The sequence below is a fragment of the Arthrobacter sp. Soil782 genome, assembly GCF_001428435.1.
Taxonomy (GTDB): domain Bacteria; phylum Actinomycetota; class Actinomycetes; order Actinomycetales; family Micrococcaceae; genus Arthrobacter_D; species Arthrobacter_D parietis.
The window spans coordinates 1-18,466 of record NZ_LMSO01000009.1; the positions used below are offsets into that span (position 1 = coordinate 1).

Genomic DNA, 18,466 nt, shown 5'->3' on the forward strand with positions numbered 1-18,466 from the left:
CCAGCCACCCCACGGGATGAGATGACCAGCAAATCAACCAATCAAAAAACAATCGGTATCAACAAACATGGCACACTATTGAGTTCTCAAACAACAGAAGCAATTCACATAGTTTGTAAAGTTTTCATTTACATTTCCGTGCTGCGGTGTTACTAAATCTATTTCATCCGAATTGTTTCTGTCAAATCGGCTTATTTGCCGGAATTCGACCGAACAATTCGAATCCGCCCACCACAAACTGCCTGGCTTTGGGCTTTCACGCTCAGCGCACGCCCGAACCATTCGGTTTTAGGAGGGGGTTTGTCACCACTCAGCGGCGGCGACTCAGAAAACATTACACGGCCTGCCGGCCCCTTGCAAATCGCCTTCTGACGAGCGGGAAACCGGCGGGAATTAGCTGACTTCGACGGTTGCGAGTGTCCGCTTTCCGCGACGGAGCAGCAGGAACCGACCGTGCAACAGCTGCTGCGGATGGACGGTGGCGTCAGGATCGGACACCTTTTCGTTGTTCACGTAGGCACCGCCTTCAGTGACGGTTCGGCGGGCTGCGGAATTGCTGGGAGACAGCCCGCTGCTCACGAGGAGATCGATGATGCCAAGCCCGCCGCCGTCGACCTTTGCGGTTGGCAGCTCAGCGGTTGCAGCGCGAAGAGTGACCTCGTCCAGCTCGGTCAGGTCGCCCTGACCGAACAGTGCCGCAGAGGCAGCAATCACCTTGTTTGTTGCCTCGACACTGTGAACCAGTGAAGTGACGTCGAACGCGAGGGCGCGCTGCGCCTCACGCAGGTGCGGTCGGTCGGCCACGGATTCCGCCAGCTGATCGATGTCCGCACGGCTTCGGAAGGTGAAGACCTTCAGCCGGTCGATGACATCTGCATCCGACGTGTTCAGCCAGAACTGGTACATCGCGTACGGTGTGGTCATTTCCGGGTCCAGCCAAACGGCATTGCCCTCGCTCTTGCCGAACTTGGTGCCATCCGAGTTGGTGATCAGGGGGGTTCCGATTGCGTGGACGGTCTTACCCTCCACCTTGCGGATGAGTTCCGTACCACTGGTCAGGTTGCCCCACTGATCAGACCCGCCGGTCTGCAGTACACACTGGTGGTCGCGGAAGAGATGCAGGTAATCCATGCCCTGCAGCACCTGGTAGCTGAACTCCGCGTAACTGATGCCTTCCTCGGAGTGCAGACGCTTGGCAACTGTTTCCTTCTTGACCATGGTGCCGACGCGGAAGTGCTTGCCGACCTCGCGCAGGAAATCGATTGCGCTCATTGGCGCAGTCCAGTCGAGGTTATTGACCATTCGGGCGGCGTTGTCGCCCTCGAAGCTCAGGAACCGCTGCACCTGCCCCTGTAGGTATCCGACCCACTCTGCAACGGTTTCCTTGGTGTTCATGGTGCGCTCAGCGGACGGCCTGGGGTCTCCCACCAGCCCCGTGGATCCACCGACCAGGCCAATCGGCCTGTGACCGGCAAGCTGAAGCCGGCGCATTGTCAGCAACTGGACGAGGTTTCCCAGATGCAGGCTCGGAGCCGTGGGGTCAAAACCGCAGTAGTACGTGATGGGTTCGCCGGCGAGAAGTTTCTCCAACTCCGCCTCATCAGTGGAAACGTGGATCAGCCCGCGCCACTTCAGCTCCTGCCAGAGGTTCTCGAAGGAGCTGTCGTTTTGCTGCTGGTTCACGACCGCGTGCGCGGCTTCGGTAGGTTGTTGCACTGCTTCAAAATATCAGCCCTCAATGCCCTCCGGAATTTCGCCCGTCGAAATGAGGCGGAGACGCTGGGTCGGCCTGGTCATTGCGACGTACAGGTCCCCTACCCGGACGGCTTCCTGCTTCAGCATCTCGGCCGGTTCCAGGACCACTACGCCGTCAAACTCCAGGCCCTTTGCCTCGCGTGGTGTGGTGACCACGATGTCCTGGCCCAGCCCGCCTGCGCCCCTGCCGACCCGGCTGCCGTACGCCGCCGTGACGGCGGCCCGGACCTGCTCGACGATGCGCGCAGGCGCGATGACGGCAAGAAGACCATCGGAAATGGCATCCAGTTCCTCCGGCAAGGCAGACAGTAACGCCGGTTCGAGCTCCGAAACCTTGTCGATCACCGGATCCCACCGCCCTTCGCGGACCGCCTTCGGGGCAGACACGACGAGGCCTGCGGCATTAGCCATGCGTACTGCCGCCTCGGCAATCTGTGCCGGCGTCCGGTAGTTGACCGTCAGTTCCTCAAGCTGCCACCGCTCCCCCACGAACGGCTCGAGTGCCTGCTGCCACGAGTGGGAACCGGCGATGGAGCTGGTTTGGGCAATGTCACCGACAATCGTGAAGGACTTGAGAGGGCATTTGCGCATGAGCAGCCTCCACTGCATCGGCGAAAGCTCCTGCGCTTCATCCACTACGATGTGCCCATACGCCCATGTGCGGTCACCGGATGCACGCTCGGCAGCCGTCAGCCGCGATTCCGCAACCGTGTTGTGCTCCGCGAGTTGTGCGGCACTGAGCATGCCGTCAATGCCGGCGTCCTCAAGTGTGCCGCTGACGTTCTCCAGGGCGCGCTCGGCGTTTGCTAGGTCCCGGCGTCGTTCCTGTTCCTGTTCCGCGGCGTTGCGTCCTGCGGACGCATCAAGCTCACCCAGCAGTTCCGCAGCCTCATCGAGGAGAGGGACGTCCGCTTCCGTCCATGGCGCGTCTTCCGTTCGGTGGAGCAGCTCCAGCTCGGCATCGCTCAAGTGGGGTGCGGCGGCCTCGAGCTGGGCAGGCTTGGCGTAAAGGTCCCGCAGGAGTTTCTCCGGCGTCATGGGCATCCAGGCGAGATTGAGCGCGATCCGCACGTCCCGCGAGGTCCGTACGTCCTCGGTGAGATATGAGCGGTCCGCGGTGTTTCCGGCACCCGAGGATTCTTCGAGCTGCTCAGTCAGCTGCTCGGTGAGCTCGCGCAACATGATCTTCACGAACGTAGTACGCGCCTCATTGTGCGGTTTCCCGGTGGCGCGGGCGCGGTCCCGCGCCCGGCGGACCTGCCGGGGAGTGAGGGTCAGGGTGGTCCCCTCGACGTTGAGCTTTCGGTTCTCAGCCGGTATGCGCTGCCGGTTGGCCACAGCCTGCTTGATGACGCCGGCCATGTCCAGCCTGCCCTTGAGCTCTGCCGTCTCTTCTGACTGCTCCTGAACAGCCTGAATCCCCGGCATCAGGCTGCCGATGCTCGCCATCACCACTCCGGTTTCACCCAGCGAGGGCAGCACGCGCTCGATGTACTTCATGAAGGCATTGGTAGGACCGACCAGCAGCACTCCGGCAGATTTGAGCCGCTCCCGGTGTGTGTACAGCAGGTAGGCAGCCCGGTGCAGGGCGACGGCCGTCTTGCCTGTACCCGGACCGCCCTGTACGACGACGACGCCCGGCAGCGGCGCGCGGATGATGCGGTCCTGCTCGGACTGGATAGTTCCGACGATGTCCGACATCTGCCCGGTGCGCCGCGAATTCAGTGCGGCCAGCAGCGCTCCCTCCCCCTGCAGCGAGTCGGCGTCAGTAAGCATGGAAGCGTCGAGGACATCATCTTCCACAGCGACGACGTCCCGTTGGGAAAGGATCAGGTGACGACGGCGGCGGACGCCCATCCGCTCGAAAGCTGTGGCCTGGTAGAAGGTACCCGCTTCCGGTGCACGCCAGTCCACCATGAGCTGCTGCAGATCCTCGGAGGACAGACCGATGCGGCCTATGTAGCGCTCATCACCGCTGTCCAGATCGAGACGCCCGAACACCAACCGGTCATCGACCGCATTCAACTGGGCGAGGCGGTCCTCGTACATGGTGGCGAACGCATCGCGCTCGGACCGGTTCTGATGCGATCCGGCCGATGTTGTCCGGCGCACCTGATCGAGCTGGCGCTGCTTTTCGGCCCGCAGTTCATCAAGCCGTTGATACAGGCCGGCCACATAACCCCGCTCGTGGTCCAGCTCGTTCCGGGCTACTGACATTTCATGCATTGCGCGTTTCCCTCTCGCCAAGGCGGACCGTCAATTCTATCCCCCTTCGGCGCGAATTTCCTTTATGCCGCTATGCACGCTGCCGGATGTTTCGCCCGATGCGGTTCTCCGTGCGGGATCAGCCGCCCTCCGGGCGCCTCGGGGCTTGGCGGCCGGCCGGTACACGGAGACGCTCGGGTCCCCGGCCAGCCAGTAGCGCCAGGGGTAGGCCGGTGATCCACCGGGTCCACTCACGCCGACGCGCGGGCCCGTCTGAAGACGCAGGGGGTCTGCAGGATGGTCCGGCAAAGTGAGCTGGAGCCGGTCAGAGAAAACATCCGTTCCGTCCAGCTCCCGGTCGATCCCGAGGGCCTGCGCCAGGCGCGCCGGACCGCGCGCAAGGTCCCGGTCCAGGCGGGGGTTGCCCCGACGGCGCCGGGCCGCGTCCACTCCGCCGACGATCTCCCCTGCGCGCAGGAGCAGTCCGGTGGCATTGCCTGGCCACCCACAGACCACGTTGGCGCAATAGTGCATGCCATAGGTGAAGTACACGTACAGGTGCCCCGCTTCACCGAACATTGTCGCGTTACGGGCCGTCTGTCCGCGGAATGCATGGGAGCCCGGGTCTTCTGACCCCATATAGGCTTCCACCTCGGTGATGCGCACCGTGACCGGCTCCGCGCCGTCGTCATGGGTCAGGTGCGCGCCCAGCAGGAGCGGTGCAACCTCGATGGCCGGGTGCGCAAGCCGGGTGCGCTGGAGAGCTGGATCCACGGAAAGACCGTATCAAGACGCAGGGACTCAGCCTGCACGGTCATGTCCGATTTCCGCTAGCAGCACACTCGTCCGCCTGCGAGGATGGACTCATGGATTTCTGGCAGCAGTACCGGGCGATCGAATCGCGGGACACCCGGTTTGACGGGCAATTTGTCACCGCAGTGGCGACGACGAAGATCTACTGCCGCCCGTCCTGCCCTGCACGCACTCCGAAACCGGCCAACGTCAGCTTTTATCCGACCTCTGCGGCGGCACACGAGGCCGGATACCGTGCCTGCAAGCGATGCCTGCCCGAAGCGGTGCCCGGTACGCCAGCGTGGAACCTGCGCTCGGATATCGCTGCGCGGGCAATGAGGCTGATTTCCGACGGCGAGATTGACCGCGTCGGCGTTCCGGGGCTGGCGCTGCGGCTCGGCTACTCAACCCGCCAGCTTGGCCGGATCCTCCACCACGAGCTGGGTGCCGGCCCGCTCGCGCTCGCGCGCGCCACCCGAGCACRAACGGCGCGGACACTGCTCACCGCCACCGATCTGGCGCTTTCCGACGTAGCCTTCGCCTCCGGATTCAACAGCATCCGCCAGTTCAATGAGACGGTCCAGGAGATCTACGACCTCTCCCCCTCGCAGCTGCGGCACCGCAGCCGTACTCTTTCCCATGCATCGACGGCGGCCGGCTCCCCGACGTCCCTCAGCCTGACACTGCCCGCGCGCATGCCCTACGACGACGGCATCTTCTCCTTCCTGCGCGCCCGCGCCGTCAACGGTGTTGAGCAGGGTGATCCGGCAAGTTATGCCCGCCTGCTGCGCCTGCCCGGCGGCGAGGGTTGGTTCAAGGCCGAACCAGGACCGCGCGGACTCGATGTCTCCGTGACGGTGGAGCAGTTGAAGGACCTGCCCATCCTGCTGTCCCGCATCCGACGCCTGTTCGATCTGGACGCTGATCCCGCGGCCATCGACGATATCCTCTCGGCAGACCAGATCCTGGAAACCCGCGTGCAGCAATATCCGGGGATTCGCCTGCCGGGTGCCGTGGATCCGCAGGAGATCCTGATCCGCGCCATGGTTGGCCAGCAGATCACCGTAGCGGCCGCCACCGGTATCCTGGACACTCTCAGCGTGCTCGGCGAGCCCTCCAGGCTCGGCCGTCCCGGTCATACCCGGCTGTTTCCCACCGCTGCTGCCCTGGCCGATGGGGCGGGCCCGCTGCTGAAGGGACCGGCGCGGCGCCGCTCGAGTCTGCTTGCCGTCTCAGCGGCCCTGGCCGACGGCAGCTTGAGGATCGGCGTGGCTGACACACCCGGTGAACTGGCGGAGAAGCTCCTGCCGTTGCCGGGAATCGGGCCGTGGACTGTCCGCTACGCCGCCATGCGGGTACTTGGTGCTACAGATATCCATCTGGACAACGACGCCGCGGTCCGCACAGGTTTCGCCCGGTTATCCGGACGCACCGCCGATCCGCGGGAAACAACCGCCTGGTGTGAACAGTTCAGTCCCTGGCGTTCCTACGCGACCATGCACCTCTGGCGCCTCGCCTCCGAGAAACCGCTCGCCGCTGATCAGCAATCACAAACCCAGGTAGCACCCGATACCCCGAGAAAGGCGCTGGCATCATGACCACCCAGACCACCACCGTTCCCACTCCCGACGGGCCGTTTACGGTCGTGGAACGGGACGGTGCAGTCCTGGCCTCCGGCTGGACCGCTGAGCTCTCCGAGTTAACGGGTCAGATTCACCCAACCCTCAGGGCGGAACCTGTTCAGTCTGTACGAAGTCTCGCGTCCATCACGGACGCCGTGTCAGCCTATTACGACGGCGACCTCGCCGCCATCGAGAGGGTACGGGTGCATCAGCTGTCAGGACCTTTCCGTAACCACGCCTGGGACGTGCTGCGCACCGTTGCCCCCGGAAGGCCTGTGACCTATTCGGAGTATGCCCGGCTGGCCGGCCGGCCCGCCGCCATCCGTGCCGCCGCCGGAGCCTGCGCCTTCAACGCTGCTGCGCTGTTTGTTCCGTGCCATCGAGTGATCCGGACGGACGGCAGTCTCGGCGGCTTCCGCTGGGGCGTTGCAGTCAAGACCAGCCTGCTGGCCCGCGAGAAAACAGCCTCTCAGTCCGCTGACCCGGTAAGCGTTGCACGGTAGAAATCTTCGAGCGCGTGCAACTTGCGCATGCTGGTATGCGGCTGGTCGCCGTCCACCGACACCGCGACAGCATCCAGATGGGCGTGCCACTGAGCCAGCAGGGCGGGAGCTTCGTCCTGGCCCTCCACGACGTGCCGGACGGCCACCCGGGTACTGCCGCCGTCCGCAGTGAAATCGACCTCAGCCTGCTCAACCCTCGGCTGTTGTTCGGGATCCGCAGTGAGCGCATCCTTTACGAGCGGCAGGGTGGAAGGGAGGCGACGGTCGAAATGGACCATGGTGACGCCGTCGTCCGTTTCCACCCATCCCATGGTGTTGGACACGTTGAACTCTTCGGCATAGGCGTCCCGCAGGGCCGCCCAACCTCCATCGGGCGCCGGTTCCCGGCCGGCGGCGACGTCCTCCAGCGCGGCGAGGATCTGTTGCCAGCCGGCTGCTCCCTCGGTCAGGAAGTCCGGTGTCTCGGAGCGTGCGCGCAGCTGCAGCAGGGCGCCGCCCCTGCACTCAAGCACGCGCCATTCAAGGATCGATTCGAGACCCAGTGCATCATCCCAGGTGATCTGGAGACTGGTGGGCGGATTGAGCTGCAATACCGTACCCGTGGTGACCCCGCCACCCATATCCAGCGAGTATTCCTTCCCCAGTTCCCAGTGGCCGGCCAGTTCTCCCAGCCATAGGCGCACCTTGCCCGGGTCCGTCAGCAGGTTCCAGATGTATGAGCGCGGGTAATCGAACTGGCGGTCGAAGGCGAGCACGTAGCCGCCGCTCAAACGCTCGATGCGGCCACGCGGCACCACGGGATGAGCCGCTGATCGATCAACATCCGACGTCATGGCGTCTGCCTTTACCTCGTCCTGAACCTGCGGTAGTTCTGCTCGCGTGCTTCCCAACTTAGCGCAGTGCCGTGCGCCTGATAAGAGTTGCGCGGCGCAGATCCGAATCTTTCAGACGCTGCGACGTGCAGCGTAGTCCTCAGCCACGCGGCGCCATGGCTGACGGCCAGGGCAGCAGCTCTGGAAGGTCAACGCCGTCCGCCGCGGCGGTCGTGTTCAGCCCGCCCAGCGGCTTCCGACCTGCCAGCCAGGCGGCGATGTCCTGCAGGAGGCCGGTGACGACGACAGTGCGTGCGGGGGTTCCCGAACCGTTGAGGAGGGTGCGTGGTTGCTCCCCCAGCGGCTGAAGCTTGAGTGCGGTGCCTGCGGGAACCCGTGCTGTGAGGAACTCGAAAAGGTAGTGGCAGAAGGCGCTGTCCCAGTCGAGGGAGGTGCGTCGGAGGCCGAGATCGGAGGCGTGAATGACCAATTCCCGCCAGAGCGCGAGCGCGCCGTCGCGTACGGTGCCGTCCCGGTAGGAAATACGACTGTCCCACTCGCTGCCGGTCACGCCGGCAAACACCGCCACGGCGGTGCTGACGGCGTCGGTCAGGGTGTTAAGTTGCTCTTCTGCAGCGCGCTGTGCCCGCCGCTCGATGTCCCGGTTGCGGCCGTCGTGCCCGTCGTCGTAAAAATCGACGGTTTCACCGCGGGCAGCGAATTCGAGCTGACGCGTCATCGCCCGGCACACGCCCTCGACGTGGGCGATGACGAAGGCGCGATTCCAGCCCGGGAGGTCAGACGGTTCCGCGAGGGCGACGTCGCTGAGCCCGGCCGCTGTTGCCAGCAGTTCCCGGCCCGCGTCGGCAAGGAGTCCCGGAAGTCTCCGGGGATCGTGCTGGGGTGCTTCCGGCTGTGACGTGTTCACGGACATCCTCGGGATCGGGATCGGGTGGTGTGTCCCGAGGATACCCGCAACTTCCAGCGCTGTGCCTGTATCTGGAGCTAGGACAACGCCGGCGCCGATCGCGCCTGCGCCACCTGCTCGGCCAGTTCATCCAGCTGGCGGCGTACTGCGGCCGGGGCGGTTCCGCCCTGTGAGTCGCGGCTGTTCAGCGACCCTTCGACGGTCAGTACCTCCCGGACACCCGGCGTCAGCTGCGCGGAAATGCCGGCGTAGTCCGCATCGGTCAGGTCCCACAGTTCGACGCCGCGGCTTTCAGCCAGCTTGACCGCTTCGCCGGAGAGCTCATGCGCCTCCCGGAACGGCACACCCTGGCGAACCAGCCATTCAGCCACGTCCGTGGCGAGAGCGAATCCGAGCGGCGCAAGCGAGGCCATCCGTTGGGTGTGGAACGTCAGCGTCGCGATCATGCCCGAGACGGCAGGCAACAGCACCTCGAGGGTGTCGACGGCGTCGAACACCGGCTCCTTGTCCTCCTGCAGATCCCTGTTGTACGCCAGTGGCAGTCCCTTGAGCGTTGCCAGCAACCCGGTCAGGTTACCGATGAGCCGGCCTGCCTTGCCGCGGGCAAGCTCGGCCACATCGGGGTTCTTCTTCTGCGGCATGATCGATGAACCGGTGGAGAAGGAGTCATGCAGCGTGACGAAGGAGAATTCCTTGGTTGCCCAGATGATGACCTCCTCGCTGATGCGCGAGAGGTCAACTCCGATCATTGAGGCCACCCAGGCAAACTCCGCATACACGTCCCGCGCCGCAGTGCCGTCGATCGAATTATGCGTCGCCGAATCGAACCCCAGCTCGGCAGCGACCGCCTCCGGGTCAAGGCCGAGCGACGATCCCGCGAGCGCGCCGGAGCCGTACGGCGAGACCGCCGCCCGGCGGTCCCAATCCTGGAGCCGCTGCACATCGCGCAGCAGAGCCCAGGCGTGGGCGAGCAGGTGGTGGCTTAGGAGCACCGGCTGCGCGTGCTGAAGGTGGGTACGGCCCGGCATCGGCACCTCCAGATGCTCCTGAGCCTGTTCGACCAGTGCGTCAATCGTGGCGAGGACGCCGCCGGCAATGATGCGGGCGTGTTCCCGCAGGTACATCCGGCCGAGCGTGGCCACCTGGTCGTTGCGGGAGCGGCCGGCACGGAGCTTGCCGCCGAGGGCCGGCCCCGCCCGCTCGATCAGGCCCCGCTCAAGCGAACCGTGCACGTCCTCGTCGGAGTCCGCCGGCACGTACGCGCCGGTGCGGACGTCGTCGTCGAGCGTATCCAGGGCGGCCAGCATGCCGGCCAGCTCGCCGTCGTCGAGCAGGCCGGCGCGGTGCAGGACACGGGCGTGCGCACGTGAGCCGGCGATGTCATGACGGGCGAGTCGCCAGTCGAAATGCGTCGACTTGCTCAGCGCGGCGAGGGCGTCCGCGGGACCGCCGGAAAACCGGCCGCCCCATAGCGACCCTTCGTTCGTCCCGTGTGCGGCAGTACCGTGTGCGGCAGTACCGTGTGCCTCCGTCACCGTTCAGCTTCCTGCGCGCTGATCGCGGCCTGAGGCCACCTTGGAGGACAGCCCGAAGATTTCGATGAAGCCGCGGGCCATCGATTGGTCGAAGGTGTCTCCCGTGTCGTAGGTGGCAAGGTTGAAGTCGTAGAGGCCGACGTCGGACCGGCGCCCGGTGACGGTTGCCCGCCCGCCGTGCAGCTCCATCCGCACGTCGCCGGACACGTAGCGCTGGGTATCGTCGATGAAGGTTTCCAGCGAGCGCTTCAGCGGGGAGAACCACTGGCCGTCATACACCAGCTCGGTCCAGCGCTGGTCAACGGTCTTCTTGAACCGGGCCTGCTCGCGTTCAACCGTGACGTTCTCCAGCTCGCGATGGGCGGTGATCAGGGCCATGGCTCCGGGCGCCTCGTAGATCTCGCGGCTCTTGATACCCACCAGGCGGTCTTCGACGATGTCGATCCGGCCTACGCCCTGTGCGCCCGCGCGGCGGTTCAGTTCCTCGATGGCCTGCAGCGGCGTGACGGCGTGGCCGTCAATCGCCACCGGAATGCCCTCGCGGAAGGAGATGACCACCTCATCGGCCGCCGGTGAGAACTCGGGCGAATCGGTGTAGTCGTAGACATCCTTGGTGGGGCCGTTCCAGATGTCCTCGAGGAAGCCTGTTTCGACGGCGCGTCCCCAGACGTTCTGGTCGATCGAGAATGGGTTCTTCTTGGTGGTCTCGATCGGCAGGCCTTTCTCCTCAGCGAAGGCGATGGCCTTGTCGCGGGTGAGTGCGAGGTCACGGACGGGTGCGATGCACTTCAGATCCGGGCCGAGGGTCTGGATGCCGACCTCGAACCGGACCTGGTCGTTACCCTTGCCGGTGCAGCCGTGCGCAACGGTGGAGGCGCCGAACTCACGCGCCGCGGCGACGAGGTGCTTGACGATCACCGGCCGGGAGATGGCGGAGACCAGCGGATAGGCGTCCATATACAGGGCGTTCGCACGCAGCGTGGGCATGCAGTACTCGTTGGCGAACTCATCACGTGCGTCCGCAACGTAGGCTTCCACGGCGCCGCAGCCCAGTGCGCGCTGGCGAATGGTCTCGAGCGATTCCCCGCCCTGTCCGACGTCGACGGCGACAGCCACCACTTCTGCTCCGGTTGCCTCGGCGATCCAGCCGATGGCCACCGACGTATCCAGTCCGCCTGAGTAGGCGAGGACAATGCGTTCAGTCACTTGGGTAGCTCCTCTTGTGTGTTGGGGTATTTCGGTGATGTGGAGAAAATCTGGTGTTCAGGACGCTTCGTGCGCGAACTGCAGGAATCGGGCAGCCACCTCGGCGCCGCCGGAAGGATCGCGGCTGACCAGCAGAATCGTGTCGTCTCCGGCGATCGTACCGAGCACCGACGGCATGACCGAATGGTCGATGGCCAGCGCCAGGAAGTTCGCGGCTCCCGGCGGCGTACGCAGGACCACCAGGTTCCCGGACGCCTCGGCCGTCACGAGAAGCTCCCCGCACAGCCGGGACAACCTGCTGTCCAGGATTTCCTGCGTGACGCCGCTCTGCGGTGCCCGCCCGCCGCCTTCACCGGGCACGGCGTACACCAGTGCGCCGTCCTTACCGCGGACGCGCACGGCTCCCAGCTCGACGAGGTCACGGGACAGCGTGGCCTGCGCCACCTGCAGACCGTCATCCGCAAGCAGTTCGGCCAGTTCAGACTGGGACCGCACCGACTGCGCGGTGAGCAGGGCAGTAATCCGGGCCTGGCGGGCGATCTTCGTCGTTGGCTGACCAGTCGGCTGACCAGGAGGCTGGCCGGCCGATTGACCTGGTGACGCCGCAGTAGTCACGAGCGCTCCATGAGCCACACCATAAGCGCCTTCTGCGCATGTAGCCGGTTCTCCGCCTCGTCCCACACAACGGACTGCGGCCCGTCGATGACCCCGGCGGAAATCTCGTAGCCGCGATAAGCCGGCAGGCAGTGGAGGACGACGGCGTCGGCCGCCGCCTGCGCCAGCAGCGCCTCATCAAGGGCGTACGGACGGAACAGCTCGAATCTCGCAGTCTTCGCGGCGTCGTCCTCGATCTCCTGCCCCATGGAGACCCAGGTGTCGGTTGCAAGGACATCGGCCCCGGTTGCTGCCTCGCCTGCATTCGTGGTGATCAGCACCGAGCCGCCGGTTTCCGTGGCGCGCTTGTTGGCGGCGTCGACAATGTGTTGTTCCGGCAGGTAGCCCTCGGGACCCGCAATGCGTACGTGCATACCGGCGGTAACCCCGGCGAGCAGGTAGGAGTTCGCCATGTTGTTCGCGGCATCACCGAAGTACGCGAGCGTGAGGCCTGCCAGCGCGCCCTTGTGTTCCCGGACGGTCAGCAGGTCGGCGAGCAGCTGGCACGGGTGGTAGTCATCGGAGAGCGCGTTGATGACGGGCACGGAGGATGCCGCGGCCATCTCCTCGAGCCCGGCCTGCGCATAGGTGCGCCAGACGATGGTGGAAACCATCCGCTCAAGGACCCTGGCCGTGTCAGCGATGGATTCCTTGTGACCGAGCTGCGACTCGCCAGCACCGATGATGAGCGGCACCCCGCCGAGGTCCGCGATCCCCGTGGCAAAGGACACGCGGGTCCGGGTGGAGGTCTTGTCGAAGATCACGGCGACGGTCTTGCGTCCCGATCCATCACCGGCATAGGCGGAGTTCGAGTACGGTGCCTTCTTCAGTTCAAGCGCGAGCTCGAGGACCTCGTTTTGTTCACCCTGGGTGAGGTCGGTGTCGAGTAGGAAGTGGCGGGTCATTCGGATGCCTCCGTGGTCTGGGCTGCGTTGTTTCCGGCTGCACCGCTGTTTCGTGCCGTCTCGAGGATCGCCGGCAGTGCATCGAGGAAGCTCTGTGCCTGGGTGCGCGTCAGGATCAACGGCGGCGCGAGCCGGAGTGTGTGCGGCGTGGGAGCGTTGATGATGAACCTCTGGGTAAGGGCCTCCGTGACGGCGTCCGGGGCGTAGTCGCCGTCGAGGTCGAAACCGATCAGCAGGCCCTCTCCGCGGACCTCGCTCACCCCGCTCACGCCGGCCAGCTTGCTACGAAGGTAGCTGCCGACGTCGTTCGCGTTCTGCAGCACCGAACCTGCCTCAAGCGCGTGCAGGGTGGCCAGCGCAGCGGCCGTCGCGACTGGATTCCCGCCGAAGGTCGTTCCGTGCTGGCCCGGCGTGAGCAGCGAGGACACCTCGCTGCCGAATGTCACCAGCGCACCGATGGGGAAACCGCCGCCCAGTCCTTTGGCCAGGGTCATGGCATCAGGGGTGATACCGCTGGCCTGGTGCGCGAACCAGCGCCCGGTGCGCCCCACGCCCGTCTGTACCTCGTCGAGGATCAGTAGCGCGCCGACTTTCGTGGTCAGTTCGCGTGCCTTCTGCAGATAGCTGATACTGAGCGGACGCACGCCCGCCTCGCCCTGGATGGGTTCGAGGACGACGGCGGCAACAGACTCATCGAGCGCGGCCTCCAGCGCCGCGATGTCATTGCACGGCAGATGCTCGACGCCGCCGGGCAGCGGCTCGAACGGTTCGCGGTAGGCCTGCTTCGCGGTCAGCGCCAGAGCGCCCATGGTGCGGCCGTGGAAGCCGCCCTCAAGCGCAAGAATCCGGGTGCGCGGGTGCGAATCCTGCAGCGATGTGTTGTTGCGGCGGGCGAGCTTGAAGGCCGCTTCGACCGCCTCCGTACCGGAGTTCGCGAAGAATACCTTCGACCCCTCGCCGGCACCGGCCAAAGACAGGAGCTTCTCGGCGAGCGCCACTTGGGTGGGGCTGGTGAAGAAGTTCGAGACATGGCCGAGGGTGGCCAACTGGGAGGAGATCACCGATGTGACAAAGGGATGGGCGTGCCCCAGCGCGTTGACGGCGATTCCGCCGAGGAGGTCGAGGTATTGCTTGCCGTCGGCATCCCAGACGTGGCAGCCAGCTCCGCGCACCAGGACGCGCTGCGGCGTGCCGAAAACCCCGAGGACGGCGTTCGAATAGCGCTGCAGCCACTCTTTCCCCTGTGCAGTATCAACCAGCGTCGCTGCCGATGCGGGTTCCAGGGCGGTTTCCTCGGTCACAGTGCTCCGTCCTCGTCCGGCACTACCTGTGTGCCTATTCCGGCGGTCGTGAAAATCTCAAGCAGCATCGAGTGCGGCAATCGTCCGTCGACGATGTGCGCCCGCTCCACTCCCCCGTCCACGGCCTTGAGGCAGGCGGTCATTTTGGGGATCATCCCCGATTCGAGTTCGGGCAGGAGACCGCGCAGATCGGCTGCGGTCAGTGAGGAAATGAGGCTGGTGCGGTCCGGCCAGTTGGAGTAGAGACCTTCGACGTCGGTCAGGATGACGAGCTTTGACGCACCGAGCGCTTCGGCGAGCGCTGCGGCGGCGGTGTCGGCATTGACGTTGAGGACCTGTCCCGTTCCGTTGCCCATGGAGTCGATCTCCGGTGCCACCGTGGAGATGACCGGGATGCGGCCTGCTTCGAGGATGTCGAGGATGGCGGCCGGGTTGACTCCGACCACTTCGCCGACCAGCCCGAGGTCCACTTCCTCGCCGTCAACCACGGTGCCGGTGCGGACGGCCCGGAGCAGGCCGCCGTCCTCACCGGAAAGACCAACGGCATAGGGCCCATGGGAGTTGATGAGGCCGACCAGCTCCCGGCTTACCTGGCCGGTCAGCACCATGCGGACAACGTCCATGGCTTCCGGGGTGGTGACGCGCAGGCCGCCCTTGAATTCGGAAGTGATGCCGAGCCGGTCCAGCATCCCGTTGATCTGGGGGCCGCCGCCATGCACCACGACGGGGCGCACCCCGGCGTGGTGGAGGAACACGATGTCCTCGGCGAAGGCGCGGCGCAGCTCATCGTTGACCATGGCGTTGCCGCCGTACTTGATGACCATGGTGGTGCCGGCGAACCGCTGGATCCAGGGCAGCGCCTCGATCAGGGTTGCCGCCTTGTCCTGGGCGGCGTTGAGAGTGTTCATTTTGTCCTTTGACTCAGCGTCTTCTGCGTCAGCATCTCGCAAGTTCAGCTCGAGTAGGCCGAGTTCTCATGCACATAGTCATGCGTGAGATCATTGGTCCAGATTGTGGCCGATTCGGAGCCGGCGTTGAGGTTGATCTCGACGGTGACCAGGCGCGCGGTCAGGTCGACCAGTTCACGTGGTTCACCGATTCCGCCGTCGCGGCAGATCTGCACCCCGTTGATCGCTACATCGAGGCGATCGGGCTCAAAAACGGCGTCGGTGGTGCCGACAGCCGCCAGGACCCTGCCCCAGTTCGGATCGTTGCCGAAAATGGCAGCCTTGAAGAGGTTGGACCGGGCGACGGCGCGACCAGCGGTTTCGGCGTCTTCCTCGGTGGCTGCGTTAATGGTCCGGATCGCGATGGTGTGGCTCGCTCCTTCCGCATCCTCAATGAGCTGATGAGCCAGTGAAGAGCAGACGCCGGTGAGAGCTTCGGTGAACTGGGCCGGATCCGGACGGACTCCGCTCGCGCCGGAGGCAAGCAGCACCACGGTGTCGTTGGTGGACATGCAACCGTCCGAGTCAGCGCGGTCAAAGGTGACTCGGGTTGCGGCACGCAGCGCGGCGTCGAGGACTGCAGCGTCCAGGACGGCGTCAGTGGTGAGGACAACCAGCATGGTGGCGAGGCCCGGCGCAAGCATTCCCGCGCCTTTTGCCATTCCGCCGATGGAGTAGCCCTCGCTCGGCTCATCCTGCGTGGCGGGGTAAGTTGCGGTCTTGGGCACCGAGTCAGTGGTCATGATTGCCTCGGCAGCAGCCCGGCCGCCGCCGTCGGACAGGAGCGCCGCCGCCTCGCCGACTCCGGGTAGCAGCTTCTCCATGGGCAGCTGTTCTCCGATGAGCCCGGTGGAACAGACGAAGACATCGCTGGCTGAGACGCCAAGCGCCTCCGCCGCGAACTCCGCGGTGCGGTGCGTGTTCTGAAAGCCCTGCGGCCCGGTGCAGGCGTTTGCACCACCGGAATTGAGCACGACGGCATCCACCCGCCCGTCCGAGACCACCTGACGCGACCAGTGAACGGGCGCAGCTGCGACCCGATTGGAGGTGAAGACCGCCGCTGCCTGGTGGTGCGGACCATCATTGATGACGACGGCGACATCCCGCGCCCCGGTCGACTTCAGTCCTGCCGCCACGCCTGCTGCGCGGAATCCCTGCGGTTCGGTAACGCTCATGGTGCAACTCCTGATCCGGTGAGGCCCGTGGTCTCCGGCAGACCGAGGGCAATGTTCATAGACTGCACCGCACCACCGGCAGTCCCCTTGGTGAGGTTGTCGATGGCACAGCTGACGACGACCCGGCCGGCATGCTCGTCGAAGGCCAACTGGAGCTGCGCAAAGTTGGACCCGAGGACGGATTTGGTGGCGGGCCACTGACCAAGCGGCAACAGCGTGACGAAGGGTTCGTCGTCGTACGCGGTTTCCCACGCCTCACGCAGCTGCTCTGCGGTGGTACCGGGGGTGACACGCGCCGTCGCCGTCGTCAGGATGCCGCGTGACATCGGCGCGAGGGTCGGTGTGAAGGAGACCGTGACCCGCGCACCGGCAGCCCAGCCCAGCCCCTGCTCCACCTCCGGGGTGTGCCGGTGGCTGCCGCCGACTCCGTATGGGCTCATCCCGCCCATCACCTCTGAGCCGAGCAGATGCGGTTTCAGCGCCTTGCCGGCGCCGGAGGCACCGGAGGCAGACACAATGACGACGTCGTCCGGCTGGAGCAGCCCCGCAGCGAATCCCGGGGTGAGGGCCAAGAGTGCGCTGGTCGGGTAGCAACCGGGGACGGCGATGCGGCGGGCGTTCCGCAACGCGTCGCGGGCACCGGGCAGCTCCGGAAGTCCATAGGGCCAGGTGCCGGCATGCTCGGAGCCGTAGAAGCGGTGCCAGGCGTCGGCGTCTTCGAGCCGGTGGTCAGCTCCGGCGTCGATGACCAGGACTTCCGGCGGCAGCTGTGCGGCCACCTCGGCGCTGGCTCCGTGGGGCAGGGCGAGAAAGACGACGTCATGCCCGGCGAGGTTGGCGGGATTGGTTTCCTCGATGATCCGGCCGGCGAGGGAGTGCAGGTGCGGCTGCACCTCGCCCAGCCTGCTGCCGGCACTGCTGTGCGCGGTGATCGCGCCTATCCTCACCTCGGGATGGGTCGAAAGCAGGCGCAGGACCTCGCCTCCGGCATAGCCGCTTGCGCCGGATACCGCGACGGAAATACTCATGCCATTCATCGTACAGCAAAGCTATTCACTGGTGCTCATATTTATGCAACGGGTATCGAAGGCCGGAATGAGATCACCGTGGGCCCGGTTGCATCGCAGTAAGAGCACACGGATGAGAGGAAGCACTGACATGCCCATTGCCATTGTCGCTGAGCGCGCCGGAGGACCCGAGGTCCTCCAACCCGTGTCCATAGAGCGGCCTGCACCGTCCGGTTCGCAACTGCTGGTCAGAATCGCGGCCGTCGGAGTGAACTTCATCGAGACCTACCAGCGTGCCGGGATCTATGCCGTTGAGTATCCGTTTATTCCGGGCGGTGAGGCAGCCGGCGAAGTCATCGGAACTGGGCCGGAGGCCCACGGCTTCTCGGTTGGCGACCGGATAGCGTTCGCCGAGGGTTCCCGGTCCTACGCCGACTACACACTCGTTGATGCGGACAGGGCACTGCCGGTGCCCGACGGCGTGGACCTTGAGACCGCCGCCGCGCTTCCGCTGCAGGGGATGACGGCGCACTACCTGGTGAATTCCACGTACCCGGTACAGCACGGTGAAACTGTGCTGACCCACGCGGGGGCCGGCGGAACGGGACTCCTGCTGACGCAGATGCTCAAAGCCAAGGGAGCCCGGGTCATCACCACCGTCTCGACCGACGAGAAGGAAGCGCTGGCGCGGGAGGCGGGAGCCGACGTCGTACTTCGCTACGAGGGCTTCTCGGAGCGGGTGCGGGAGCTGACCGACGGCGCGGGTGTGGATGTGGTCTATGACGGAGTGGGCAAGGCGACCTTCGACGGGTCGCTGGAGTCACTGCGCGTGCGCGGGATGCTGGTCCTGTTCGGCGCTGCGTCCGGGCCGGTTCCCGACTTCAATCTGCAGCGGCTGAACAGCTCCGGTTCGCTCTATGTGACGCGGCCGAGCCTCCCGTTCTATCTGCGGTCCGCCGAGGAGCGGCGCTGGCGGGCAGGGGAGGTCTTCGGCGCGGTTGCTGACGGATCGCTCACCGTAAGGATCGGTGCACGTTACCCGTTGGCTGACGCCGCGCAGGCGCACGAGGACCTCCAGTCGCGCAGGACGACGGGCAAACTTCTCCTCGTCCCCTGAGA

Annotated in this window: 16 protein-coding genes; 3 read left to right on the top strand and 13 right to left on the bottom strand. The window is 65.5% G+C overall.

What is annotated here, in order from left to right; all coding sequences use genetic code 11:
- Positions 1 to 393 precede the first annotated feature (393 nt).
- The 3 genes from tyrS to ASH00_RS10750 are packed head-to-tail and all read right to left on the bottom strand — an operon-like array spanning position 394 to position 4,734.
- On the bottom strand, positions 394 to 1,716 hold the full coding sequence (gene tyrS / locus ASH00_RS10740) for a tyrosine--tRNA ligase (protein WP_327019690.1): 1,323 nt from the start codon (positions 1,714 to 1,716) through the stop codon (positions 394 to 396).
- 12 nt (positions 1,717 to 1,728) lie between these two features.
- Positions 1,729 to 3,981 (bottom strand): HelD family protein, encoded by a 2,253-nt coding sequence (locus ASH00_RS10745; protein ID WP_056548399.1) that lies wholly within the window; start codon positions 3,979 to 3,981, stop codon positions 1,729 to 1,731.
- Positions 3,982 to 4,017: 36 nt separating this feature from the next.
- On the bottom strand, positions 4,018 to 4,734 hold the full coding sequence (locus tag ASH00_RS10750; RefSeq protein ID WP_082566057.1) for a DNA-3-methyladenine glycosylase: 717 nt from the start codon (positions 4,732 to 4,734) through the stop codon (positions 4,018 to 4,020).
- A gap of 92 nt (positions 4,735 to 4,826) precedes the next feature.
- Here ASH00_RS10750 and ASH00_RS10755 point away from each other — a divergent pair, with 92 nt between their 5' ends.
- Both ASH00_RS10755 and ASH00_RS10760 read left to right on the top strand, forming a co-directional pair.
- Positions 4,827 to 6,350 (top strand): AlkA N-terminal domain-containing protein, encoded by a 1,524-nt coding sequence (locus ASH00_RS10755; RefSeq protein ID WP_056548400.1) that lies wholly within the window; start codon positions 4,827 to 4,829, stop codon positions 6,348 to 6,350.
- Complete coding sequence (locus ASH00_RS10760) at positions 6,347 to 6,877, top strand: methylated-DNA--[protein]-cysteine S-methyltransferase (protein WP_056548402.1); 531 nt, start codon at positions 6,347 to 6,349, stop codon at positions 6,875 to 6,877. The genes ASH00_RS10755 and ASH00_RS10760 overlap by 4 nt, the downstream gene beginning before the upstream one ends.
- Here the strand turns inward: ASH00_RS10760 and ASH00_RS10765 are convergent.
- From ASH00_RS10765 to argC, 10 genes are all read right to left on the bottom strand, one after another.
- On the bottom strand, positions 6,844 to 7,710 hold the full coding sequence (locus tag ASH00_RS10765; protein ID WP_056548403.1) for an SRPBCC domain-containing protein: 867 nt from the start codon (positions 7,708 to 7,710) through the stop codon (positions 6,844 to 6,846). The genes ASH00_RS10760 and ASH00_RS10765 overlap by 34 nt on opposite strands.
- A 139-nt stretch (positions 7,711 to 7,849) precedes the next feature.
- Positions 7,850 to 8,617 (bottom strand): maleylpyruvate isomerase family mycothiol-dependent enzyme, encoded by a 768-nt coding sequence (locus ASH00_RS10770; RefSeq protein WP_235563271.1) that lies wholly within the window; start codon positions 8,615 to 8,617, stop codon positions 7,850 to 7,852.
- A 77-nt stretch (positions 8,618 to 8,694) separates the two neighbouring features.
- Positions 8,695 to 10,152: an argininosuccinate lyase gene (gene argH / locus ASH00_RS10775; RefSeq protein ID WP_056548406.1), complete on the bottom strand. Its 1,458-nt coding sequence runs from the start codon at positions 10,150 to 10,152 to the stop codon at positions 8,695 to 8,697.
- Positions 10,153 to 10,155: 3 nt separating this feature from the next.
- Positions 10,156 to 11,358: an argininosuccinate synthase gene (locus tag ASH00_RS10780; protein ID WP_056548408.1), complete on the bottom strand. Its 1,203-nt coding sequence runs from the start codon at positions 11,356 to 11,358 to the stop codon at positions 10,156 to 10,158.
- A gap of 57 nt (positions 11,359 to 11,415) precedes the next feature.
- Positions 11,416 to 11,973: an arginine repressor gene (locus ASH00_RS10785; RefSeq protein WP_082566058.1), complete on the bottom strand. Its 558-nt coding sequence runs from the start codon at positions 11,971 to 11,973 to the stop codon at positions 11,416 to 11,418.
- Positions 11,970 to 12,917, bottom strand: coding sequence for an ornithine carbamoyltransferase (gene argF / locus ASH00_RS10790; RefSeq protein WP_056548410.1), 948 nt, complete (start codon positions 12,915 to 12,917; stop codon positions 11,970 to 11,972). The genes ASH00_RS10785 and argF overlap by 4 nt, the downstream gene beginning before the upstream one ends.
- Complete coding sequence (locus ASH00_RS10795) at positions 12,914 to 14,218, bottom strand: acetylornithine transaminase (RefSeq protein WP_056548412.1); 1,305 nt, start codon at positions 14,216 to 14,218, stop codon at positions 12,914 to 12,916. Before ASH00_RS10795 ends, argF begins: the two co-directional genes overlap by 4 nt.
- Positions 14,215 to 15,126: an acetylglutamate kinase gene (gene argB, locus ASH00_RS10800; RefSeq protein WP_056549186.1), complete on the bottom strand. Its 912-nt coding sequence runs from the start codon at positions 15,124 to 15,126 to the stop codon at positions 14,215 to 14,217. Before argB ends, ASH00_RS10795 begins: the two co-directional genes overlap by 4 nt.
- 44 nt (positions 15,127 to 15,170) lie before the next feature.
- Positions 15,171 to 16,340, bottom strand: a complete 1,170-nt coding sequence (gene argJ / locus ASH00_RS10805) for a bifunctional glutamate N-acetyltransferase/amino-acid acetyltransferase ArgJ (RefSeq protein WP_056548413.1) — start codon at positions 16,338 to 16,340, stop codon at positions 15,171 to 15,173.
- A complete protein-coding gene (argC, locus tag ASH00_RS10810) occupies positions 16,337 to 17,368 on the bottom strand; it encodes an N-acetyl-gamma-glutamyl-phosphate reductase (protein ID WP_056548414.1) in 1,032 nt (343 codons plus the stop codon). Before argC ends, argJ begins: the two co-directional genes overlap by 4 nt.
- A 130-nt stretch (positions 17,369 to 17,498) precedes the next feature.
- Here argC and ASH00_RS10815 point away from each other — a divergent pair, with 130 nt between their 5' ends.
- Positions 17,499 to 18,464 (top strand): quinone oxidoreductase family protein, encoded by a 966-nt coding sequence (locus tag ASH00_RS10815; RefSeq protein ID WP_056548415.1) that lies wholly within the window; start codon positions 17,499 to 17,501, stop codon positions 18,462 to 18,464.
- The last annotated feature ends 2 nt before the right edge of the window (positions 18,465 to 18,466 follow it).